The following is a 22,933-nucleotide window of genomic DNA, read 5'->3' as shown; positions in this document are numbered from 1 at the left end:
AGGACGGAGGCGCGAATCGTCGTCGCTCACCGGATCGTCAGCTGCCCGCCGTCGACGTTGATCGCCTGGCCGGTGATCCACGCCCCCTGGTCGCTGCTGAGGAACACCACGAGGTGCGCGACGTCCTCGGGCCGCCCCGGACGGCGCAGCGGGACCGAGGACTCCAGGACGGCGGCCAGTCGCTCGTCGGACATGTCGTCCAGCCGCGACGTCCGGACGATCCCCGGACAGACGGCGTTGACCCGGATGCCGGCCGGGCCGAGTTCCTGCGCCATCGCCGAGGTGAGCGCCTGCAGTCCTGCCTTGGACGCGGCATAGGCGGCGGTGCGGCCGGCGGCCAGCTTCCCGCCGATCGAGGAGATGTTGACGATGCTGCCGCCCCGGCCGGCGGAGACCATCGCCCGCGCCACGGCCCGGCTCGTCGCGAATGCCCCGTTGAGATTGGTGTCCACCACCGACTCGAAGACGCCGTCGGGCACGTCGACGACCGGGACCCGGTCAGCGCCGCGAGAGGCCGCGGCGTTGTTCACCAGCACCCCGATGTTCCCGAGCTCGCCGGTCACCCGCTGGGCCATGTGGGCCGCGTGCTCCTCCGCTCCCCGGCCGCCGGGGGTCAGCGGGAGACAGCGGCGACCCAGCGCCTCGACCTCCGCCGCGACCGACGACAGACCGAGCCAGCCGGCCTCGCGCTCCTCGGCGGGGAACGTGTCGGGGTGCCGGTCGGTCCCGGTGATCGCCACGTCGCAGCCCGCTCGGGCCAGCTCCAGCGTGATCGCCCGTCCGATCGAACGCATGCGGGCAGCGCCCGTGACGACGGCGACCGTGCCGGTCAACCCGGTGATCTGCATGCGGCTCCCTCGACTGGACCGACCCGCAGTCTGTAACCGCGTTTCAGTTTACGTCAAGGCGCCGCAGAGCCTCAGCCGGAGGCGAGCGCGGCGAGCCGGTCGCCGACCTCCTGGGTGCGGATGGACGCCTGCGGGTCGCGGGTGGACACCTCGAAGGCGACCGCGGCGTTGACCTTCTTGGCCTGCTCGGCCCGGCCGAGGTGCTCCAGGAGCATCCCCACCGACAGCACGGTCGCGGTCGGGTCGGCGATCCCCTGGCCGGCGATGTCGGGCGCCGAGCCGTGGACCGGCTCGAACATGCTCGGGTTGGTGCCCGACGCGTCGAGGTTCCCGCTGGCGGCCAGCCCGATCCCCCCGGTGACGGCGGCGGCCAGGTCGGTGACGATGTCGCCGAACAGGTTGTCGGTCACGATGACGTCGAAGCGGCCGGGGTCGCTGACGAAGAACATCGTCGCGGCGTCCACGTGCTGGTAGGCCACGGTGACCTCGGGGAACTCCGCCGAGACCTCCTCGACGGTGCGCGACCACAGCGACCCGGCGAAGGTCAGCACGTTCGTCTTGTGCACCAGCGTCAGGTGCTTGCGGGGGCGGGCGACCGCGCGCTCGAAGGCGTACCGGACCACGCGCTCGACACCGAAGGCGGTGTTGATGCTGACCTCGGTGGCGATCTCCTGCGAGGTGTCGCGACGGAGCACCCCGCCGTTGCCGACGTAGGGCCCCTCGGTGCCCTCGCGGACGCAGAGCATGTCGATGGCGCCGGGGGCGGCCAGCGGGCTGCGGACGCCGTCGAACAGCCGCGCCGGGCGCAGGTTGACGTGGTGGTCGAGCTCGAAGCGCAGCCGCAGCAGCAGCCCGCGCTCGAGGATGCCCGGCGGCACCGACGGGTCACCGATCGCGCCGAGCAGGATCGCGTCGTGCTGGCGGAGCTCGTCGAGCACCGACTCCGGCAGCAGCTCGCCGGTGGCCTGCCAGCGGGCGGCCCCCAGGTCGTAGGGGGTGGTCTCGAGGTCGGGGGCGACCTCGCCGAGGACCTTGAGTCCCTCGGCCACGACCTCCGGGCCGATTCCGTCTCCCGCGATCACTGCCAGGCGCATGGGGCCCGACCCTAGCCGGGCCCCACGTGCGAGCTGCGTCACAGGTCGGCGGCGCGCGCCTCACGGGCTCCGATGCGAGCGGCGATGTCGGCCAGCAGCTCCGCGGGCACGGGGCTGTCGACGGTGACGGCCATCAGCGCCTCGCCGCCCTTGGTCGTGCGGCTGACCTGCGCGCCGGCGATGTTGATGCCGGCCTCGCCCAGCGCCGCACCAACGGTGCCGACGACGCCGGGGCGGTCGGTGTAGACGAAGAAGAGAAGGTGACCGGAGAGGTCGAGGTCGATGTCGAAGCCGTCGATCTCGGTGAGCTTCGGCAGCTGGTTCTTGCCGAACAGCGTGCCGGAGACGGTGACCTCGGCGCCGTCGGCCATGGCGCCGCGGACGGCGACCAGGTTGCGGTAGTCGGGGCTCTCGACGTCGCTGGTCAGCGCCACCTCCAGCCCGCGCTGCTCGGCGAACAGGGGCGCGTTCACGTAGGTCACCTGGTCCTCGACCACGTCGCCGAAGACGCCCTTGAGGACGGCGAGCTGCAGGACGGTGACGTCGAACTCGGCGAGCTTGCCGCGCACGTCGATGGTGATCGACTGGGCGAGCCCACCGGCCACCGCGGTGAAGACGGTCCCGAGCTTCTCCGCCAGCGGGAGTCCGGGCCGCACGTCCTCGGCGACGACGCCGCCGGCCTGGACGTTGACCGCGTCCGGCACGAACTCGCCCTGCAGCGCCAGCCGCACCGAGTGCGCGACCGCCGTGCCGGCCTTGTCCTGCGCCTCGGTGGTCGAGGCACCCAGGTGCGGGGTGACGACGGTGTTCGGCAGCGCGAACAGCGGGCTGTCGGTGGTCGGCTCCTTGGCGTACACGTCGAGACCGGCCGCGCCGACCTGCCCGGACCGCAGGGCGTCGGCCAGCGCCGCCTCGTCGACCAGCCCACCGCGGGCGGCGTTGACGATGATGACGCCCTTCTTGGTGGTGGCCAGCTCCTCGGCCCCGATGAGGCCGAGGGTCTCCGGCGTCTTGGGCAGGTGGATGGTGATGAAGTCGGACTCGCGGAGCAGCTCCTCCAGCGAGACCAGCCGGACGCCGAGCTGGGCGGCGCGACCCGGCTGGATGTAGGGGTCGTAGGCGATCAGCGTGGTGCCGAAGGCGGCCAGCCGCTGGGCCACCAGGACGCCGATCCGGCCGAGGCCGACGACGCCGACGGTCTTGTCGGTGACCTCGACGCCCATGAACTTGGAGCGCTTCCAGGCACCCTCGCGCAGCGACGCGTCGGCGGCGGGGATCTGCCGCGCGGCGGCGAGCAGCAGCGCGACGGCGTGCTCGGCGGCGCTGGTGATGTTGGAGGTCGGCGCGTTGACGACCATGACGCCGCGCTCGGTGGCGGCGGACACGTCCACGTTGTCCAGCCCGATGCCGGCACGGGCGACGACCTTGAGGTTCGGCGCGGCGGCGAGCGCCTCGGCGTCGATCTGCGTGGCGCTGCGGATCATCACCGCCGCGGCGTCGGCCAGGGCCGGCAGCAGGGCGGCGCGGTCGGCGCCGTCGACGTGCCGGATCTCGACGTCGCCGCCGAGGACCTCCAGGACACTCGGGGCGAGCTCTTCGGCGATCAGGACGACGGGCGCGGTCCCCGGCACGGTGGCGGTCACGGGGCAACAGCCTAGGAGCGTCCCCGTGCGACGCCCCGCCCACCCCCGTCCCCGTGGCCCAGAACCGCTCGGGGGACGCGTGGAGGCCCTACGCTCCGACGCCGAGCGCTCGCCGTCGGCGAGACACCTACCGGGAGGAACCACCGGCATGTCCAGCTCCGACCCGAACGACCCCTACGGCGCCCCGTCGGGTCCCCCGTCCGGCCCGCCCTCCGGTCAGCCGGGCTACGGCCCGCCCCAGGGCGGCCAGGGCACCCCGCCCTACGGCCAGCCGCAGGGTGGCTACGGGAACCAGCCCTACGGCCAGCCCCAGGGCGGCTACGGCAACCAGGCCTACGGCCAGCCCCAGGGCGGTCCCCCGCAGTACCAGCCGGCGCCGGCCTACTCCGGTGCACCGGCCGGCGGGGCGAGCATGGGCATGCCCGAGGCCGTGCGCACCGTGCTGTCGAAGTACGCCGACTTCACCGGCCGCGCCCGCCGCTCGGAGTTCTGGTGGTTCTACCTGTTCAACTTCATCGTCTCGTTCGTGGCCAGCCTGATCGACCAGGCCATCGGGTTCCCGGCCCTGCAGATCATCGTCGGGCTGGGCCTGCTCATCCCGGGCCTGGCCGTGGGCGCCCGCCGCCTGCACGACACCGGCCGCTCGGGGTGGTGGCAGCTGATCGCCCTCGTCCCGCTGGTCGGCATCATCCTGCTGATCGTCTGGTGGGCCACCGACAGCGAGCCGCGGCCGAACCAGCACGGCGTCCCGCCGAAGCCCGTGGCCTACGGCTACTGACCCCCGCACGCACGAGGCCCCCGCTGCAGCAGCAGCGGGGGCCTCGTCACGTCGCCGGCTAGTTGCGGGCGGCGGTGCCGGTGTAGTCGTCGGACGCCGACACCCAGCTCATCAGGCCGCGCAGCTTGCGCCCGGTCTCCTCGATCGGGTGCGCCTCGGCGGCGGCCCGCTTGGCCTTGAAGTCCGGCGCACCGGCGTCCTGGTCGGCGATGAACGCGGCGGCCCAGGAGCCGTCCTTGATCGCGGCCAGGACCTCGCCCATCGACTCCTTCACGCGGGCGTCGATGACCTTCGGGCCGGAGGTGTAGTCGCCGTACTCGGCGGTGTCGGACACCGACCAGCGCTGCTTGGCGATGCCGCCCTCGTACATGAGGTCGACGATCAGCTTCAGCTCGTGCAGGCACTCGAAGTAGGCGACCTCGGGCTGGTAGCCGGCCTCGGTGAGGGTCTCGAACCCGGCGGTGATGAGCGCGCTGGCGCCACCGCAGAGCACGGCCTGCTCACCGAAGAGGTCGGTCTCGGTCTCCTCGGCGAAGGTCGTCTTGATGACGCCGGCGCGGGCGCCGCCGATGCCCTTGGCGTAGGACAGCGCGAGCTGCAGCGCGGAGCCGCTGGCGTCCTGCTCGACGGCGACCAGGCAGGGCACGCCCTTGCCGTTCTCGAACTCGCGGCGCACGAGGTGGCCGGGGCCCTTGGGGGCGACCATCGCGACGTCGACGCCGGCCGGGGGCTTGATGTAGCCGAACCGGATGTTGAAGCCGTGGCCGAAGAACAGCGCGTCGCCGTCCTGCAGGTTGGGCTCGACCGACTCGGTGTACAGGTGCCGCTGCACGTGGTCGGGCGCCAGGATCATGATCAGGTCGGCCTCGGCGGCCGCCTCGGAAGGCGTGAGCACCCGCAGGCCCTCGGCCTCGGCCTTGGCGCGGCTCTTGCTGCCCTCGGGGAGGCCGACGCGGACGTCGACCCCCGAGTCGCGCAGCGACAGCGCGTGCGCGTGCCCCTGGCTGCCGTACCCGAGGACGGCGACGGTGCGCCCCTGGATGATCGACAGGTCGGCGTCGTCGTCGTAGAAGATCTCGGCGGCCATGCGGAACGTGCTCCTTCGGTAGCGGTTTCTGTACTTCAGGCGGTGCGGTCGACGGGGCGCAAGGTACCGGCGCCCGACATGGAGCCCGACATCGACCGGGGTCCCCGGCCCAGGGCGACGGTGCCGGACTGGGCCATCTCCTTGATGCCGAGCGGCGCGAGGACGGCCAGCAGTGCCTGCAGCTTGTCCGGCGTGCCGGTGGCCTCGAGGGTCACGGTGTCGGTGTTCACGTCGATGACGCGGGCACGGAAGAGGTCGGCGGTCTGCAGCACCTGGGTGCGGTCGGCCATGGGGGCCCGGACCTTGACCATGAGCAGCTCGCGCTGGACGGCGGCGTCGCCCTCCAGCTCCACGATCTTGATGACCTCGATCAGCTTGTTGAGCTGCTTGGTGATCTGCTCCAGCGGAGCGGACTCGGCGTCGACGACGATCGTCATGCGCGAGAGGTCCGGGTTCTCGGTGGGGCCGACGGCCAGCGACTCGATGTTGAAGCCACGGCGGCTGAACAGCGCCGAGACGCGGGCCAGGACGCCGGACTTGTTCTCGACGAGGACCGACAGGGTGTGGCGGGTCATGGCTGTCGCTCCTCAGACCTGGTTGTCGCCGAAGACCGGGCGCAGGTCGCGCGCGGCCAGGATGTCGTCGTTGCTGGAGCCGGCGGCCACCATCGGCCACACCTGCGCGTCGGCACCGACCACGAAGTCGATGACGACCGGGGCGTCGGTGATCGCCATCGCCTTCTCGATGACGGCGTCCACGTCGTCCTTGGACTCGCAGCGCAGGCCGACGCAGCCCAGCGCCTCGGCGAGGGCGACGAAGTCCGGGATCCGCACCGGCTTCGGCCGGCCCTCGGCATCGACCGCGTGCAGCTTGGTGTTGGAGTAGCGGCCCTCGTAGAAGAGGGTCTGCCACTGCCGGACCATCCCGAGGTTGCCGTTGTTGATGACGGCGACCTTGATCGGGATCCCCTCGATGGCGCAGGTGGCCAGCTCCTGGTTGGTCATCTGGAAGCAGCCGTCGCCGTCGATCGCCCACACCGTGGTGTCGGGGCAGCCGTACTTGGCGCCCATGGCCGCCGGCACGGCGTAGCCCATCGTCCCGAGGCCGCCGCTGTTGAGCCAGGTGCCCGGCTTCTCGTACTTCACGAACTGCGCGGCCCACATCTGGTGCTGGCCGACGCCGGAGGTGTAGATCGCGTCCGGTCCGGCGATGGCGCCCAGCCGCTCGATGACGTACTGCGGGGACAGCGAGCCGTCCTCGGGCCAGTCGTAGCCGAGCGGGTAACGGGTGCGCCAGTCGTCCAGCTGCGCCCACCAGGCCTCGAGGTCGGGCGTGCGCCCGGCCTCGTGCTCGGCACGGACGGCGGTGACCAGCTCGGCGATCGTCTCGCGGGCGTCGCCCACGATCGGCACGTCGGCCTTGCGGTTCTTGCCGATCTCGGCCGGGTCGATGTCGGCGTGCACGACCTTCGCCTCGGGGGCGAACGAGTCGAGGTTGCCGGTGACCCGGTCGTCGAACCGCGCGCCGAGGGCGACGAGCACGTCGGCCTTCTGCAGCGCGGTCACCGCGGCGACGGTGCCGTGCATGCCGGGCATGCCCAGGTGCTGCGGGTCGCTGTCGGGGAAGGCGCCGCGGGCCATCAGCGTGGTGACCACGGGGGCCCCGGTCAGGTGCGCGAGCTCCAGCAGCTCCGCGCTGGCGCCGGCCTTGAGCACGCCGCCGCCGACGTACAGGACCGGGCGCGAGGCGCCGGCGATGAGCGCGGCGGCCTCCCGCACCTGCTTGCCGTGCGGGCGGGTCGTCGGCTTGTAGCCGGGCAGGTCCAGCCGCGGCGGCCAGGCGAAGTCGGTGGTCGCCTGCAGGATGTCCTTGGGGACGTCGACCAGGACGGGGCCCGGCCGGCCGGTGCTGGCCAGGTGGAACGCCTCGGCGATCCGCTGCGGGATCTCCGCGGCGTCGGTGACGAGGAAGTTGTGCTTGGTGACCGGCATCGTGATGCCGCGGATGTCGGCTTCCTGGAAGGCGTCGGTGCCGATGGCGCCACTGGGGACCTGGCCGGTGATCGCCACGACCGGCACGGAGTCCATGTAGGCGTCGGCCAGGGGCGTGACGAGGTTGGTCGCCCCGGGGCCGGAGGTGGCCATGCAGACCCCGACCCGGCCGGTGGCCTGGGCGTACCCGGTGGCGGCGTGCCCGGCGCCCTGCTCGTGGCGGACCAGCACGTGGCGCACCTTCGAGTCGAACAGCGGGTCGTAGAGCGGGAGGATCGCGCCGCCCGGGATGCCGAACACCACGTCGACGCCGACCGCCTCGAGCGACCGGACCAGGCTCTGGGCCCCGGTGATGCCCTGTGCGGGGGCGTGCGCTGCCTCGGCGACCGAGCGGGCGCCGGTCTCGACGCCGGTCAGCGCGGCGGCGGCTTCTCGGGTCGGCTGCTCGCTCGGGGTGGTGGTGCTCATGTCGGCGTTCTCCTGGCGGGGCCTGACGGCGGTCTGCGGGTGGCCCGGTGCGGGCCGGAGGGCGGGCGCGCTCCCTGCTCGGGGCGCAAAAAAACCCCTCGTGCCGCGGGCACGGAGGGGTCAGCGCGTCGGTCGGCGACCGACGCGCTAGGCGACTACGAGGATCTGGCAGGCGGAGGGCACGCACCCACTGTGCGCCCCCTCCGGCCTCCTCGTCAACCGCGCTGTCCCGCCAGGTGGACGGTGTCGTGCGAGACGTGGGACACGTCGGCCGGGTCGGGCCCGGCGTCGAGCACCGCGGGGTCGAACCCGTCGACGACCCCCGCGACCGTTCCGGCCGGCACCGGCCGGCCGACCAGCCAGCCCTGCAGGAAGCGGCAGCCGAGGGCGGTGAGCGCGGCCAGCTCGGCGGGCGTCTCCACGCCCTCGGCCACGATGTCCATCCCCAGGGTGCGGCCGAGGTCGACCACGCCGGCCACCAGGGCCGCGCGGCGCGGGTCGGCGTCGATGCCGGTGACGAAGCCGCGGTCCATCTTCAGCACGTCGACGGGCAGCCGGGCCAGCTGGGTCAGCGAGGACGAGCCCTTGCCGAAGTCGTCGAGGGAGATGACGCAGCCGAGGTCGGACAGCTCCCCCAGCGTGCTGCGCAGCAGCTCGGCGTCGTCGGTGAACACCGACTCGGTCAGCTCGATCATCAGCCGGTCAGCAGGCAGCCCCGAACGCTCCAGGGCGTCGGCGACGTCCTCGACGAGGCAGCGCGCGTGCACGTGCATCGCCGAGACGTTCACCGCCAGCCGCAGGTCGCGTCCGTCGGCCACCAGGCGGGCGTGGTCGGCGGTCGCGGTCCGGATGACCCAGCGCTGCAGCGGCACGATGAGGCCGTCCTGCTCGGCCAGGGTGACGAACTCCTCCGGCGAGATCGCGCCCAGTTCCGGGTGCTCCCAGCGGACGAGCGCCTCCAGGCCGAGGACCCGCCGCTCGACGACGCCGACGACCGGCTGGTAGGCCACCGTGAGCTCGCCCCGCTCCAGCGCGAGCGCCAGGTCGTGGGCCAGCCGGCTGCGCCGGCCGGTCTCCTCGACGATGGCCTGACCGGACGCGCGGACGCCGTTCTTGCCGTGCGCCTTCGCGGTGCGCAGCGCGAGGTCGGCCTGGTGCAGGGTGGCCGAGGCGTCCCCGTGCCGGCCGATCTCGGCGACACCGATGCTGGTGGAGACGTGCAGCGGCGGTCCCGTCCCCGACCCGGAGTCCGGTCCCGCGGTGGGGAACCGGTGGGTGCGGTCGAGCAGGGCGACGAGCCGCTCGGCGAGGGCGAGCGCCTCGTCGGGGCCGGAGTCGACCACGATGGCGAACTCGTCGCCGCCGAGGCGGGCGACCAGGTCGACGTCGCGGGCGGCGCCGGTGAGCGAGCCGGCGACCTCGCGCAGCAGCCGGTCCCCGGCGTCGTGCCCGGCCACGTCGTTGACCGCCTTGAAGCCGTCCAGGTCCAGCAGCAGGAGGCAGGCCCGCCGGCCGGCCTCGGCGCGCGCGATCGCGGTGTCGAGGCCTGCCATGAGACGGGCGCGGTTGGGCAGCCCGGTGAGGAAGTCGGTGTAGGCCATGCGCTCCAGCTCGCGCTGGGTGGCGCTGCGCTCGCTGACGTCGCGCAGGTGCAGCACGAGGCCGGTCGATCCGTCGCCCTCGGGCGCCGCCCCGAGGATCTCGATGTCGTGCCACTGGCCCGCGCGGCTGCCCAGCCGGACCGTGACCGGGAGCTCGACGGGCGCACCGGCCCGGACGGCGGCGACGAGCTGGGCCAGCGTGGCGCGGTGCTGGAGGTGCAGCAGCGCCGACAGTGCCCGCCCCACCAGGTCGTCGTCCTCCCAGCCGAGCTGCTCGGCCACCGGCCCGGAGACCCAGCCGACCCGTCCACTGGGGTCCAGCAGCACGGTGACGGCGTCCCCGCTGTGCACGAGGGCGCGGAAGCGCCCCTCGGCCCGCTGCAGCCGCCGGGTGAGGCGGTGGGCGTCCAGGGCCCACAGCAGAGTGCGCACGGACATGAGGCCGACGACGAGGAGGCCACCGGCGGCCTGGGCGGGGGTCAGCGACCGCCCGAGGGCGGCGCCACCGGTCAGGACGGCGAGCAGCAGCGCGGCGGCGGCCAGCGCCGCCAGCCCGCCACGCAGCGGGAGCGTGCGGTGCACCGGCTGGCCGGCCGGCTCGCCCGGGTCGACGGCCGCGCCGCGGGCGGCCGTGGCCAGCGTGCCGAGCCAGGCGAGGTCGGCCAGCAGGAGCGGGAGGGCCGCGCCGGTGTCGCGCCCCACGGCACCGCTGACGGCGACGACCGCCATGCCGAGGAAGGTGACCAGCAGCCAGGTGGCCGCGGACCGGCGGACCTCGGCGACCGCGGTCACCGGGACCAGGCCGACGCCGCACAACGCGACGGCGACCAGCGGGTAGGCCGTGGCGAGCAGCTCGTCGGCCGCGCCACCACCGGCGGGCAGGAGGTCCCCGAGCACGATGTGCCCGAGGACCGCGACGGAGGCGGTCACGATGAGCCCGTCGAGCAGCGCGCGGGAGCCGATCCGGCGGCCGGCCCGGGTGGGCATCAGCCAGACGGCGCCGGCGATGGCGACCGGGGCCGCCGACAGCATCGCCAGGTCCTCGAGGCCGCCGGTGCCGCGGTCGGCGGTGACCCCCCGGACGCCGGCGATCAGCTGGCCGCTGGCCAGCAGGACGCCGGACAGGGCCAGTGCGCGCCAGGGCCGTCGGGAGCGGCTGGGGAGACGGGCGGTGAGGTGGGTGACGTACGCGGCGCAGGCGAGCGATCCCGCCGCCAGGCACGCGGGGACCACCCAGGAGTCCAGCGCCGACCCGGAGAGCTCGGCGCCGGCGCAGACGGCACCGAGCAGCACGAGCAGGAGGCCGAACGCGGGAGTGGACCGGAGCCGGCTCATCGGGTGCCGACCAGGCCGGGCCACAGCGAGCCGGCGCCGGTCTCCAGCAGCTCGGTGAGCTCGGACAGCCGCAGCGGGCGGGAGAGCAGGAAGCCCTGCGCGAACCCGCAGCCGAGGCCGCGCAGCACACCCAGCTGGGCCGGCGTCTCCACGCCCTCGGCGACGATGTCCACGCCGAGGGCGCGCCCGATCGCGATCACCGACTCGCAGAGCGCGCGGCTGCGCGGGTGCCGGTCGACCCGGGCGACGAAGTCCCGGTCGAGCTTGAGCACGTCGATGGGCAGCGCGTTCAGGTGGGTGAGCGAGGACTGGCCGATGCCGAAGTCGTCGAGCGCGACGTGCACGCCCATCAGCCGCAGGGCCTCGACGTCGACGGCGATGTCGTCGGTGTCGGCCATCAGCGTCGCCTCGGTGATCTCGAGGATGAGCCGCTCGGGCGGCAGGCCGGTGGCCTGCAGCACCGCCGCGACGTCACCGACGAGGGTCCGTGCGGCCACGTGCGAGGCGGAGATGTTGACGCCCAGCCGGAGGGGGTCGTGGATGACCGGCAGCGTGACGGCGGCCCGCGCGGCCTCCTCGAGAGCCCAGCGCTGGAGCTCGCCGATCACGCCGGCGCGCTCCGCGATCGGCACGAACTCGACCGGCGGGACCTCGCCGAGCTCCGGGTGCCGCCAGCGCAGCAGCGCCTCGACCCCGACGATCCGCTGCTGCTCCAGAGCGACCACCGGCTGGAAGACGACGCTGATCTCGCCGCGCGCGCGGGCGCCCGGGAGGTCCTCCCGCAGGCGGGCCCGCCGCTGCGCGGCCGCGCCCAGGGCGGCGTCGAACCGGCGGGCGGTGCCCCGGCCGGCCGAGCGGGCGGCCCGGACGGCGACCTCGGCCCGGCCCCAGACGTCGCCCAGCGGCGTGCCGGGCTCGAGCGTGACCAGGCCGATGTCGGCGGTGAGGTCGTAGACCCCCGCGGTGGTGGTGATCGGCTGCTCGACCGCCGACAGGCAGCGGTCGGCCAGCAGGTCGCTGGTCCGCGGCTCGCCCACGGCCAGGACGGCGAAGGCGTCGCCCCCCAGCCGGGCCACGGACTCGGTCCCGCGGACGGTGACGCGCAGCCGCCGGGCCAGCTCGACCAGAACCGAGGAGGCCAGGTCGCGGCCGGCGTCCTCGCGGACCCCGGTCAGGCCGTCGACCTCGACGAGCAGCAGGGTCGTCGGCTCGACGCCCTCGGTCCCGGCGACGGCCAGGCGGTGCTCGATCAGCCGGTCGAGACCGGTCCGGTTGGGCAGGCCGGTGAGCGGGTCGGTGAAGGCGACGTCCTCGAGCTCCATCTCGCGCTCGTGCCGTGCGGTCACGTCGCGGCAGTGCAGGACGATCCCGCCCACCTCGGGGTCGGTGCGGAGGTCGGCGACGGCGGCCTCGACGTGCCGCCAGGTGCCGTCGGCGTGCGGGAGGCGCAGCTCGAGCAGCCCGCCGGCCGGCTCGGTGCGCTGCAGGGCGCGGGCCACGGGCAGCGCGTCGGCGGCGTGGGTCACGGCCAGCAGGTCGCGACCGGCGAGGTCGACGCCGGCGCCGAGCAGCTGCTCGACCGTCGGCGAGGCCCAGGTGACGCGCAGGTCGCCGTCGAGGATCAGGAGGGCGTCGCCGCCGGAGCCGACGAGCGAGCGGTACCACGCCTCGCTGCGCAGGATGCGGGTGCTCCGGCGTGCCTCGTCCCGCGCCGTCACCCAGCGGTGCACGGCGGCGAGGGCGACGCAGCAGCCGGCGCCGGCGACCGTCGCGGTCGAGGGCTGGAGCCCGAACAGGTAGGTCGTGCAGACGGCGAGGACCGCGACCAGCATGGCCAGGTGCGGCAGGACCGACCCCAGCCGGACGGAGCGGCCGGTGCGCGGTGCCGGCCGGGTCCCGGCCCGCCCGGGTCCGGGGTCGGTCGAGGCGGCGAGGGCGAGCAGCGCCAGGCCGGCGACCACGAGGGACCGGCTGACGTCGACGGCACCGTCGAGGTGGTTGAGGGCCCCGGAGGTCCCCAGGCCGCGCCCGGCGGTGAGGAGCACCGAGGCGCCGAGCACGACCAGCGCCATCGGCTGGCGGTGGCTCTCCACGGCGGCGAGCAGGACGAGCGCGGCCACGAGCAGCGCCGAGGTGGTCAGGACGGCGGCGACCAGGACCAGCCGGCCGGCCGGGGAGGTGGCGGCCCAGGTCCCGGAGGGACCGAAGACGAGCAGCTGCATGCCGGTCAGGCAGGCGGCGCCGAACAGCGTGACCTCGACGACCGCCCGGGTGCCGGTCCGGAGCCGGTCGCGCGGGACCAGAGTCAGCAGTGCGGCGACGGCGAGCGCGTAGCCGGGCACGGTGGGCGCCCAGCGCAGGAGGACGCCGTCGACCCGGTCGGCGGGCGCGAGGACGAGGTAGGCGGCGAACCCGGCGACCGGGCACAGCGTCGCCGCGGCGAGGAGCCGCCAGCCGCGGGCGCCCCGCTGGTGCCGCCATCCGTGGCGGGCGATCCAGACGGCGGCGCCGACGCCGGCGGCCGCGACAGCGACGTCGCCGAGCCGGTCGAGCCCGGGCACGACGGCAGCCACGATGCAGGCCACGAGGGCCGCACCGGTGCCCGCCAGCAGGGCCCACCTCTGCCTGTCCACATCGAGGACCTCGGCACGCGGCGGTCACTGCTCCAGCCCTTCCGGGCCGGTCTCACCCCGAGGGGGTGGCCGTTCCCCGGGCAGAACTGCACTTCTGCACGGTGCAGAAGTGCAGTTCCGCGCGGATCAGCCGCAGATGGCGCCGTTCGCCGCGGAGCCGACGAGCTTGGCGTACTTGCCGAGCACCCCGGTCGTGTAGCGCGGGGGCAGCGGCTCCCAGCCCTCCTTGCGGCGGGCCAGCTCCTCGTCGTCCACCAGCAGGTCCAGCGTCCGGTTGGCCAGGTCGAGCCGGATCCGGTCGCCGTCGCGCACGAACGCGATCGGGCCGCCGTCGGTCGCCTCGGGGGCGACGTGACCGACGCACAGCCCCGTCGTCCCGCCGGAGAACCGGCCGTCGGTCAGCAGGAGGACGTCCTTGCCCAGGCCCGCACCCTTGATCGCGCCGGTGACGGCGAGCATCTCGCGCATCCCCGGGCCACCGCGGGGGCCCTCGTACCGGATGACGACGACGTCGTTGGGCTGGAGCGTCCCCTCGGTGACGGCGTCCATCGCGCCCTGCTCGCCGTCGAACACCCGGGCGGTGCCCTCGAAGACCTCGGCGTCGAAACCGGCGGACTTCACCACGGCGCCGTCCGGCGACAGCGAGCCGCGCAGGATCGTGAGGCCCCCGGTCTTGTGGATCGGGTTGTTCATCGCGTGGATGATCGTGCCGTCGAGGTCCGGCGGGGCGATGTCGGCCAGGTTCTCCGCCATCGTCTTCCCGGTCACGGTCAGCGCGTCGCCGTGCAGCAGGCCGGCGTCCAGCAGTGCCTTGAGGACGACGGGCACGCCGCCCACCCGGTCGATGTCGGTCATGACGAAGCGACCGAAGGGCTTCACGTCGGCCAGGTGCGGGACGCGGTCGCCGATCCGGTTGAAGTCGTCGAGGGTCAGCTCGACCTGCGCCTCGTGGGCCATCGCCAGCAGGTGAAGGACGGCGTTGGTGGAGCCGCCCAGCGCCATGACGACGGTGATCGCGTTCTCGAAGGCCTCGCGGGTCATGATCTGGCGCGCGGTGATGCCCTTGCGGAGCAGGTTGACCACGGCCTCGCCCGAGGCGACGGCGTAGGCGTCGCGGCGGTTGTCGGGCGCCGGCGGGGCGGCACTGCCCGGGAGGCTCATGCCCAGCGCCTCGGCGACGCTGGCCATGGTGTTGGCGGTGTACATGCCGCCGCAGGAGCCCATGCCCGGGCAGGCGGCCTTCTCGATCGCCGTCAGCTCGTCACGGGTGATCTTGCCGGCGGCGCAGGCCCCGACGCCCTCGAAGACGTCGATCAGCGTGAGGTCCCGGTCGCCGAGCTTCCCCGGCAGCGTGGAGCCCGAGTAGAGGAAGACGGCGGCGAGGTCGAGCCGGGCGGCGGCCATCAGCATCCCCGGCAGGGACTTGTCGCAGCCGGCGAGCAGCACCGATCCGTCGAGCCGCTCGGCGAACATCACCGTCTCGACCGAGTCGGCGATGACCTCGCGGGAGACCAGCGAGGCGCGCATGCCCTCGTGGCCCATCGAGATGCCGTCGGAGACCGAGATGGTGCCGAACTCGAGCGGGTAGCCGCCGGCGGCGTGCACGCCCTCCTTGGCCCGCTTGGCCAGCCGGTCGAGGGAGAGGTTGCAGGGGGTGATCTCGTTCCACGACGAGGCGACGCCGATCTGCGGCTTCTCCCAGTCGTCGTCGCCCATGCCGACGGCGCGCAGCATGGCGCGGGCCGGCGCCTTCTGGTCCCCGTCGGTCACCTCGCGGCTGCGGGGCTTGACGTCGACGGTGGCTGCGCGGGGTTCCTCGACGGTGGTCACGGTCCCCGAGCCTAGGCGCGGGGACGGTGAACGCCGAGACAGCATCGATACTGGTAGCGACACCACCACCCGCTCGTCCCGAGGAGGACGCGTGACCAGCCCCTCCCGCCAGGAGCTCGCGGCCTTCCTGCGGTCCCGGCGCCGGCAGGTCGACCCCGACACCGCCGGCCTCCCCGGGAGCGGCGCCCGGCGGACCCCGGGGCTGCGGCGGGAGGAGGTCGCGCTGCTCTCCGGCGTGAGCCACACCTGGTACACGTGGCTGGAGCAGGGGCGCGACATCCACCCGTCGCGGCAGGTGGTGGACGCCCTGGCCCGCACGCTGCGACTCTCGGCGGCCGAGCACGAGTACGTGCTGCGGCTGGCCGGGCACGGCGCCCCGGCCCCCTCGGCGGGACCCGACCGGCTGCCCGCCCACCTGCAGCGGCTGCTCGACGCGCTGGGCCCCTCCCCCGCCTACGCCATCACGGCGAGCTGGGCGATCGTCGGCTGGAACGACGCCTACGCCCGCTTCTACCCCGGCGTCGCCACCGCCGGGCCCGCCGACCGGAACCTGCTCTGGCTGGTGTTCACCGACCCGGCGGTCCGCGCGCTGCTCGGGGACTGGGAGGCCGACAGCCGGCGGTTCCTCACCCAGTTCCGTGCCGAGGCCGGGAACCGGCTCGGCGACCCCGAGCTCGTCGCCCTCGTCGCCCGCCTGGAGGCCGCCAGCGAGCACTTCCGCACCGGCTGGGCCAGCCGCGACGTCGACCGGTTCAGCTCGGCCGAGCGGCGCTTCGAGCACCCCGGGGTCGGCACCCTGCTGCTCGAGCACCACCAGCTGACGCCCGCCGACGCGCCCGGCGTCCAGCTGGTCGTCTACACCGCGGCCCCGGGCAGCGAGACCGAGCAGCGCCTGCACCGCCTCGCCGGCTGACCGCGTCTGGGAGCATCGGCAGACGTGGCCACCCCCGCCCGCTTGCGCATGAGCCGCACCGCGCTGCTCCCCGTCCTCGTGCTGTTCGTCTGCACCCTGCCGCTGCTCGCGGCGGCGTGGTGGGGCGTCTTCGTCCTGCTGATCCCGGTCGTCGCCGCGGTCTGGGTCCTGCGCGTCGGGGTCGACGTCGACGCCGACGCCGTCACGGTCCGGTCGCTGGTCGGTTCCCGCCGCGTGCCCTGGACCGAGGTCGCCGGCATCCGCGCCGGCGACCGCGGGGCCCTGTGGCTGGTCACCACCCGCCGGACCGAGATCCGGCTGCCGGTGCTGCGCGCCCGCGACCTCCCCGGGCTGGCCGAGCTCTCCGGTGGGCGCATCGACGTCCCGGCGCCGCCCCGCCGGTGAGCCCGCCGGCGGGCTCCGCGCACGTACTGTCGGAGGCGTGACGCGGGTGCTCGGACGACGGGGAGCCCGGCTGGCGTGTGCGCTGCTGCTGACGGCGGCCGTGGCCGGCTGCGGCGACGACGGCGGTTACGAACCCCGCGGCGACTGGCGCCCCCTCCCGGAGGGCGCCCCGCCGCAGGTCGCCCCGCCGACCGAGGGCCAGGTCCCGCCGCCCGGGTCCCCGCCGAGCGGCGGCGGTTCCGAGCCCGGATCGAGCGACGAGGACCCCAACGTCGTCGCCTCCGGGCTGAACGTGCCGACCGGCCTGGTCCTGATGCCCGACGGGACCGCGCTGGTCGGCGAGCGCGAGACCGGCCGCATCCTGCAGGTCTTCCCCGACCGGTCCCCGGATCGCGAGCTCATGGTGGTGCCCGGCATCGACACCGCCGGCGACGGCGGCCTCTACGGGCTGGCGCTCTCCCCCACCTTCGGCGAGGACGGGCTGGTCTACGCCTACCTCTCCACCCCCACCGACAACCGCGTGGTCCGCTTCCCGATCGGTGGCACCCCGAACCCGGTGCTCACGGGCATCCCCCGCGGCGAGGTGCACAACGGCGGCGCGCTGCTGTTCGACCTCGAGGGGTCGCTGTACATCGGGACCGGGGACACCGGGAACCCCGCCCTGGCCCAGGACCCCGCCTCGCTGGCGGGCAAGGTGCTGCGGGTCGACGTCTTCGGGCAGCCCGTCGACGGGACGGCGGTCTTCGGCCGCGGCTTCAGCAACGTCACCGCGCTGTGCGTCTCCGGCGACGAGACGCTGTACGCCACCGACGACGCGAGCGGTCTCCCCGACGAGCTGACCGAGGTCGTCCGGGGTGCCGACGCGGGCTTCCCGACCGAGGGCGCGAACTCGACGCCTCCGGTGCAGCGGATCGACGACGCCGCCGGCGGCCTGGCCGGCTGCGCGGCGGCGGGCCCGACCATCCACCTCGGTGCGCTGGAGGGCCGGCGCATCTACTCGGTCACCCTCGACGGCAGCGGCGCCCCCGTCGCCGAGCCCGAGGAGCTGCTCCCCGACGAGTACGGGCGGCTGCGCACCGTCGTCCTCGAGCAGCAGACCGGCGCGCTGTGGATCACGACGTCCAACCGCGACGGCGCCGGCCAGCCCGCCGAGGACGACGACAAGGTGCTGCGCATCCTCCCGCCCGGCGCCAGCGGCGAGCAGTCCCCGCTGTGACACCGCGGTCCTACCGGACCGCACCGCGGCCACGTGCCGTCCCCCGGCTGCACTGAGCCACGACCGCCGCACCCGGCGGGGACCCCTCCGGGGCCCGCCACCGGGCACGGCCGTACTACTCGGCGAGCAGGCGCTCTTCGAGCATGCGCTTGACGGTGGCGGCGTCGGCCTTGCCGCGGGTGGCCTTCATGACCGAGCCCACGAGCGCGCCGAGGGCCGCCACCTTGCCGCCGCGGACCTTCTCCACGACGTCGGGGGCGCCGGCGATCGCGGCCTCCACCGCCGCGACCAGCTCGTCGGACTCGCCCATCACCACGAGCCCCCGCGCGGTCATGACCTCGTCCGGACCGCCCTCGCCGGCGAGGACGCCGTCCAGCACCTGCCGGGCGAGCTTGTCGTTGATCTTCCCGTCGCGGACGAGGATCGACAGCTCCGCGACCTGCGCCGGGGTGACCGACAGCTCGGTGAGCTCGACGCCGGTCTCGTTGGCACGGCGGGCCAGGTCGCCCAGCCACCACTTGCGGGCGTCACCCGGGGTCGCGCCGGCGGCCACGGTGTCGGTGACGAGGCCGAGGGCACCGGCGTTCGCCAGCCACTGCATCTCGGTCGCCGACAGCCCCCACTCCTCCATGAGGCGGGCGCGGCGGGCGGCCGGGAGCTCCGGAAGGTCCGCGGCGAGCTTCTCGACCCAGCCGGTGTCGGGCGCCAGCGGCACCAGGTCGGGCTCGGGGAAGTACCGGTAGTCGGTGGCCTCCTCCTTGCTCCGACCGGGCGAGGTGCTGCCGGTGTCCTCGTGGAAGTGCCGCGTCTCCTGCAGCACCCGGCCGCCGGCGTCGAGCACCGCGGCCTGCCGGCGCATCTCGTAGCGCACCGACCGCTCCACCGAGCGCAGCGAGTTCACGTTCTTCGTCTCGGTGCGGGTGCCCCACTCCAGGCTGCCGATGGGCGCCAGCGAGGTGTTCACGTCGCAGCGCAGGCTGCCCTGCTCCATGCGGACGTCGGAGGCGCCGAGCGCCTGGACGATCTCGCGCAGCTCCGTCACGTAGGCGCGCGCGACCTCGGGGGCCTTGGCACCGGTACCCGGGATGGGCCGGGTGACGATCTCGACGAGCGGGATGCCGGCCCGGTTGAAGTCGACCAGCGAGTGGTCGGCGCCGTGGATGCGCCCCGTGGCGCCACCGACGTGCAGGTTCTTGCCGGTGTCCTCCTCCAGGTGCACCCGCTCGATCTCCACCCGGTAGGTCTCGCCGTCGACCTCGACGTCGAGGTGGCCGGCGGTGCAGAGCGGCTCGTCGTACTGGCTGGTCTGGAAGCCCTTGGGGATGTCCGGGTAGAAGTAGTTCTTCCGGGCGAAGCGCGACCAGGTCGCGATCCGGCAGCCCAGGGCCAGCCCGATGCGGATGGTGTGCTCGATCGCCGCGGCGTTGGCCACCGGCAGGGAGCCGGGCAGGCCGAGGCAGACCGGGCAGGTCTGCGTGTTGGGCTCGGCGCCGAAGGTGGTGGTGCAGCCGCAGAACATCTTGGACGCGGTGCCCAGCTCGACGTGGGTCTCCAGGCCGATGACCGGCTCGTAGCGGGTCAGCACCTCGTCGAAGTCGACGAGCCGCTCGCCCGTGTGGGTGGTGGTCACGAGGGCGTGTCCTCCTTGGGGAGGGACCGGCCGGTGATCCAGGCGCCGATCCCGGTGAGCAGGCCGAGGACGATGAAGACGGCGAAGACGGGCTTGTCGGTGACGATCCAGAGCACCGCGCCGGCGACGATGACGAAGGCGGTCAGCGCCCACGCCGCCTTGAGCGGGCCGTTCACGCCGCACCGCCCGCGGCCGCCCGGGTGGGGAGCTGGTCGAGGAAGCGGCCGCCGCGGGCGCTGTCCAGCGCGGCCTCGACGGCGGCGGCGACCGTGTAGCAGCGGTCGTCGGCCAGGGCCGGCGCCATGATCTGCAGCCCGACCGGGAGACCCTCGGACAGTCCGCACGGCACCGAGATCGCCGGCAGCCCGGCCAGGCTGGCCGGCAGGGTGCACAGGTCCGCGGCGTACATGGCCAGCGGGTCGTCGACCCGGGTGCCCAGCGGGAAGGCCACGGTCGGGGTGACCGGGCTGACCAGGACGTCGACGTCGGCGAACGCGGCGGTGAAGTCACGGGTGATGAGGGTGCGCACCTTCTGCGCCTGGCCGTAGTAGGCCTCGTAGTAGCCGGCCGACAGGGCGTAGGTGCCGAGGATGATGCGACGCTTCACCTCGGGGCCGAAGCCCTGCTCGCGGGTGAGCGCCATGACCTCGTCGAGGTCGTGCGCGCCGTCGTCGGCCACCCGGATGCCGAACCGCATGCCCTCGAAGCGGGCCAGGTTCGACGACGCCTCGCTGGGCGCGATCAGGTAGTAGGCGGGCAGCGCCAGGTCGAAGCTCGGGCAGGAGACCTCGCGGACCTCCGCGCCCATGCCCTCGAGCAGCTGGACGGCCTCGGCCACACGGGCGAGCACGCCCTCCTCGTAGCCGTCGGTGTGGCCCTCGCCGCCCAGCTCACGGACGACGCCGACCTTGAGATCCGACAGGTCCCCGGCGGCACCGCGGCGGGCGCACTCGGCCAGCGGCGGCAGCGGAGCGTCGATGCTCGTGGAGTCCCGGGGGTCGTGCCCGCCGATCGCCTCGTGCAGGACGGCGGCGTCGAGCACGGTGCGCGCCATCGGGCCGGCCTGGTCCAGGCTGCTCGAGAAGGCGATCAGCCCGTAGCGGGAGACCGAGCCGTAGGTCGGCTTGTGCCCGACCAGGCCGGTCACCGCCGCGGGCTGGCGGATCGAGCCGCCGGTGTCGGTGCCCAGCGCCCAGGGGGCCAGGCCACCGGCGACGGCCGCCGACGACCCACCGGACGAGCCGCCGGGGATGCGGGACAGGTCCCACGGGTTGCGCGTGACCTGGTAGGCGGAGTTCTCGGTCGAGCTGCCCATGGCGAACTCGTCCATGTTGGTCTTGCCGAGCAGCACCGTGCCGGCGTCCTTCAGCCGGCCGGCCACCGTGGCGTCGTAGGGCGGCCGCCAGCCCTCGAGGATCTTCGAGCCGCTGGTGGTCGGCACGCCCTCGGTGACGAACACGTCCTTGAGCGCGACCGGCAGGCCGGCCAGCGGACCCTGCTCCTCCCCGGCGGCACGCGCGGCGTCGACGGCCGCGGCCCGCTCCAGCGCGGTCTCGCCGTCGACGTGGAGGTAGGCACCGACGGCGCCGTCCTCGGCCTCGATGCGGTCCAGGTAGGCGCGGGTCACCTCGACGGAGGAGAGCTCGCGCGCGGCGAGACGACGGCCCAGCTCGGCGGCGTCGAGATCGGTCAGCTCCGGCATGGTCACTCCTCGCCCAGGATGCGGGGCACGCGGAACCGGTCGTCCTCGGCGGCGGGCGCCCCGGCGAGCACGACGTCGCGCGGCAGGCTCGGGGTCGCGACGTCCTCGCGCAGCACGTTGGTCAGCGGCACCGCGTGCGTCATCGGGTCGACGTCGGCCACGTCCGCCTCCCCCACCTGGGCGACGGCGTCGAGCACCGCGCCGAGCTGTCCGGCGAAGCGGTCCAGCTCCTCGTCGGTGAGGGCGAGACGCGACAACGTCGCGAGGTGCGCGATCTCATCGCGCCCGAGGGCGTCGTGCGCTGACGGGGTGCTCATGCTGCGGCGGAACTCCACTCCTGCGCCGTCCCGCCGCCGGCCCGGACCGTGTGGTGCGGGAGCGTGCGGGACCGGGGAACCAACCCCGCCACTGTACGTGGGCCCAGCCAGCGGGTTCTGCGGCCGATGCCGTTCCGGAGGCGACTCGACCGCGCGGGCGGCGATGGGGGAAGCTTGGGCGGTTCGACGATCGACGACGATCGACCCGCATCCGAAGGACGCCCGGAGGAACCGTGTCCTATCTCCTGCGGCTGGTCGTCCCTGACCGGCCCGGCATCCTCGGCGCCGTGGCCACCGCCCTCGGCACCGCCGGCGTCGACATCGTGTCCGTCGACGTCCTGGAGCGCGGCAACGGGGTCGCCGTCGACGACATCGTGATCGACCTGCCGCCCGACCGGCTCCCCGACGGGCTCATCACCGCGGCGGAGGCGGTGGAGGGCGTCCAGGTGGAGTCGCTGCGACCGTTCTCCGGCCCGCTGGACACCCACCGGGAGCTCGAGCTGCTGGAGGCGCTGTCCCGGGCCGCGTCGCCGTCGTCCCCGAGTCTGGCGATCAAGCTGCTCGCGGCCGAGCTGCCGCGGGTGTTCACCAGCGGGTGGGCCGCCGTCCTCGCCCCCGGGGACGCCGGCGCCGAGGTCCTGGCGGCCTCCGACGCGGCACCGGGCTTCGAGGGCATGGCGCTGCCGTGGCTGCCGCTGGACGGGCCGCGGCTGCTGTCCAGCGAGGACGACTGGCTGCCCGAGCGCTGGCGGGAGATGGCCATCGAGATGATGGCGACGCCGTTCGGCTCGCCGCGCACCGCGGTGGTCATCGGCCGGTCCGGCGGGCCGGCGTTCCGCCGCTCGGAGCTGCTGCGGCTGGTGCACCTGACCGGCATCGCGGCGACGGTCGCCCAGCTCCCCCCGGCGTAGCCGGGCCGCGGTCGTGATCCTGCCGCCGGTCCGGGACCCGCGGTTCGTGACGATCCGCCGGGGCGGGACCCTCACCGACCCCGACCACCACCTCCTGGCGCTGTGGGCGGCGGAGTGCGCCGAGCACGTGCTCGCACTGTTCGAGTCCGCCCGCCCGGACGACCCCCGGCCGCGGGCGGCGATCGGGGCCGCCCGGGCCTGGGTGCGCGGCGAGCTGCCGATGATGGCCACCCGCGCGCTGGGCGGCCACGCGATGGGCGCGGCCCGCGACCTGCGCGGAGCCCCCCGGCACGCCGCGTACGCCGCCGGCCAGGCCGCGGTGGTCGCCCACGTCGCCGCGCACGAGCTCGGCGCGGCCGCCTACGCGATCAGGGCGGTCCGCGCCGCGTCGGCACCCGCCGAGAGCGAGGCCGCGGGCCGGGCCGAGTGCCGGTGGCAGCGCGACCGGCTCCCGGCCGGGATCCGGGAGCTGGTGCTCGACGACCAGCGGCTGCGCAACGACCTCTGCTGGTCGGTCTTCGACTGCTGAGC

The 22,933-nt window shown here is 74.4% G+C and carries 19 protein-coding genes; 6 read left to right on the top strand and 13 right to left on the bottom strand.

Features of this window, described 5'->3' with window-relative positions:
* Positions 1-26: 26 nt before the first annotated feature.
* From N555_RS0117825 to serA, 3 genes are all read right to left on the bottom strand, one after another.
* On the bottom strand, positions 27-848 hold the full coding sequence (locus N555_RS0117825) for an SDR family NAD(P)-dependent oxidoreductase (protein ID WP_029432857.1): 822 nt from the start codon (positions 846-848) through the stop codon (positions 27-29).
* A gap of 71 nt (positions 849-919) precedes the next feature.
* Positions 920-1,942, bottom strand: coding sequence for a 3-isopropylmalate dehydrogenase (locus N555_RS0117820; protein WP_029432856.1), 1,023 nt, complete (start codon positions 1,940-1,942; stop codon positions 920-922).
* Between the two features lie 38 nt (positions 1,943-1,980).
* Positions 1,981-3,585, bottom strand: coding sequence for a phosphoglycerate dehydrogenase (gene serA, locus N555_RS0117815; protein ID WP_029432855.1), 1,605 nt, complete (start codon positions 3,583-3,585; stop codon positions 1,981-1,983).
* 148 nt (positions 3,586-3,733) lie between these two features.
* Between serA and N555_RS28420 the strand changes: the two genes are divergently transcribed.
* On the top strand, positions 3,734-4,363 hold the full coding sequence (locus N555_RS28420) for a DUF805 domain-containing protein (protein WP_197029061.1): 630 nt from the start codon (positions 3,734-3,736) through the stop codon (positions 4,361-4,363).
* A gap of 58 nt (positions 4,364-4,421) precedes the next feature.
* Here the strand turns inward: N555_RS28420 and ilvC are convergent, their stop codons facing one another.
* The 6 genes from ilvC to ilvD all read right to left on the bottom strand — a co-directional run bounded on the left by ilvC (position 4,422) and on the right by ilvD (position 15,308).
* Positions 4,422-5,450 (bottom strand): ketol-acid reductoisomerase, encoded by a 1,029-nt coding sequence (gene ilvC / locus N555_RS0117805; RefSeq protein WP_029432853.1) that lies wholly within the window; start codon positions 5,448-5,450, stop codon positions 4,422-4,424.
* 35 nt (positions 5,451-5,485) lie between these two features.
* A complete protein-coding gene (gene ilvN / locus N555_RS0117800; RefSeq protein WP_029432852.1) occupies positions 5,486-6,025 on the bottom strand; it encodes an acetolactate synthase small subunit in 540 nt (179 codons plus the stop codon).
* A 12-nt stretch (positions 6,026-6,037) separates the two neighbouring features.
* Complete coding sequence (locus N555_RS0117795) at positions 6,038-7,909, bottom strand: acetolactate synthase large subunit (RefSeq protein ID WP_029432851.1); 1,872 nt, start codon at positions 7,907-7,909, stop codon at positions 6,038-6,040.
* Positions 7,910-8,124: 215 nt separating this feature from the next.
* Positions 8,125-10,845 (bottom strand): putative bifunctional diguanylate cyclase/phosphodiesterase, encoded by a 2,721-nt coding sequence (locus N555_RS0117790; RefSeq protein WP_156036405.1) that lies wholly within the window; start codon positions 10,843-10,845, stop codon positions 8,125-8,127.
* On the bottom strand, positions 10,842-13,478 hold the full coding sequence (locus N555_RS0117785; RefSeq protein ID WP_029432849.1) for a putative bifunctional diguanylate cyclase/phosphodiesterase: 2,637 nt from the start codon (positions 13,476-13,478) through the stop codon (positions 10,842-10,844). The genes N555_RS0117790 and N555_RS0117785 overlap by 4 nt, the downstream gene beginning before the upstream one ends.
* A 126-nt stretch (positions 13,479-13,604) precedes the next feature.
* Entirely contained in the window at positions 13,605-15,308 is a 1,704-nt protein-coding gene (gene ilvD, locus N555_RS0117780; protein WP_029432848.1) for a dihydroxy-acid dehydratase, read from the bottom strand.
* A gap of 91 nt (positions 15,309-15,399) precedes the next feature.
* Here ilvD and N555_RS0117775 point away from each other — a divergent pair, with 91 nt between their 5' ends.
* The 3 genes from N555_RS0117775 to N555_RS0117765 are packed head-to-tail and all read left to right on the top strand — an operon-like array spanning position 15,400 to position 17,842.
* A complete protein-coding gene (locus N555_RS0117775; RefSeq protein ID WP_029432847.1) occupies positions 15,400-16,221 on the top strand; it encodes a helix-turn-helix transcriptional regulator in 822 nt (273 codons plus the stop codon).
* Positions 16,222-16,245: 24 nt separating this feature from the next.
* Positions 16,246-16,626, top strand: a complete 381-nt coding sequence (locus tag N555_RS0117770; protein WP_231502962.1) for a PH domain-containing protein — start codon at positions 16,246-16,248, stop codon at positions 16,624-16,626.
* Positions 16,627-16,663: 37 nt separating this feature from the next.
* Complete coding sequence (locus N555_RS0117765; RefSeq protein WP_029432845.1) at positions 16,664-17,842, top strand: PQQ-dependent sugar dehydrogenase; 1,179 nt, start codon at positions 16,664-16,666, stop codon at positions 17,840-17,842.
* A 115-nt stretch (positions 17,843-17,957) separates the two neighbouring features.
* Here the strand turns inward: N555_RS0117765 and gatB are convergent, their stop codons facing one another.
* From gatB to gatC, 4 genes are read right to left on the bottom strand one after another with little or no spacing between them, the layout of a single operon-like run.
* The gene (gene gatB / locus N555_RS0117760) at positions 17,958-19,472 is read right to left on the bottom strand and encodes an Asp-tRNA(Asn)/Glu-tRNA(Gln) amidotransferase subunit GatB (RefSeq protein WP_029432844.1); all 1,515 of its coding nucleotides are present in this window, start codon (positions 19,470-19,472) and stop codon (positions 17,958-17,960) included.
* On the bottom strand, positions 19,469-19,648 hold the full coding sequence (locus N555_RS0117755; protein WP_029432843.1) for a hypothetical protein: 180 nt from the start codon (positions 19,646-19,648) through the stop codon (positions 19,469-19,471). Before N555_RS0117755 ends, gatB begins: the two co-directional genes overlap by 4 nt.
* Positions 19,645-21,174: an Asp-tRNA(Asn)/Glu-tRNA(Gln) amidotransferase subunit GatA gene (gene gatA, locus N555_RS0117750; RefSeq protein WP_029432842.1), complete on the bottom strand. Its 1,530-nt coding sequence runs from the start codon at positions 21,172-21,174 to the stop codon at positions 19,645-19,647. Before gatA ends, N555_RS0117755 begins: the two co-directional genes overlap by 4 nt.
* Before the next feature lie 2 nt (positions 21,175-21,176).
* Positions 21,177-21,491 (bottom strand): Asp-tRNA(Asn)/Glu-tRNA(Gln) amidotransferase subunit GatC, encoded by a 315-nt coding sequence (gene gatC, locus N555_RS0117745; RefSeq protein WP_029432841.1) that lies wholly within the window; start codon positions 21,489-21,491, stop codon positions 21,177-21,179.
* A 233-nt stretch (positions 21,492-21,724) separates the two neighbouring features.
* On the opposite strand from gatC, the gene N555_RS0117740 reads away from it, so the two are divergent.
* Positions 21,725-22,402 carry an ACT domain-containing protein gene (locus N555_RS0117740; protein WP_029432840.1) on the top strand — a complete coding sequence of 226 codons (678 nt, stop codon included), beginning with the start codon at positions 21,725-21,727 and terminating at the stop codon, positions 22,400-22,402.
* Positions 22,403-22,448: 46 nt separating this feature from the next.
* Positions 22,449-22,931, top strand: a complete 483-nt coding sequence (locus N555_RS0117735; RefSeq protein WP_197029060.1) for a putative immunity protein — start codon at positions 22,449-22,451, stop codon at positions 22,929-22,931.
* The last annotated feature ends 2 nt before the right edge of the window (positions 22,932-22,933 follow it).

This window comes from Blastococcus sp. URHD0036 (assembly GCF_000701365.1).
Taxonomy (GTDB): domain Bacteria; phylum Actinomycetota; class Actinomycetes; order Mycobacteriales; family Geodermatophilaceae; genus Trujillonella.
Note: the sequence above shows the minus strand (reverse complement) of the source record. Positions and strands in the feature narration are given on the sequence as shown.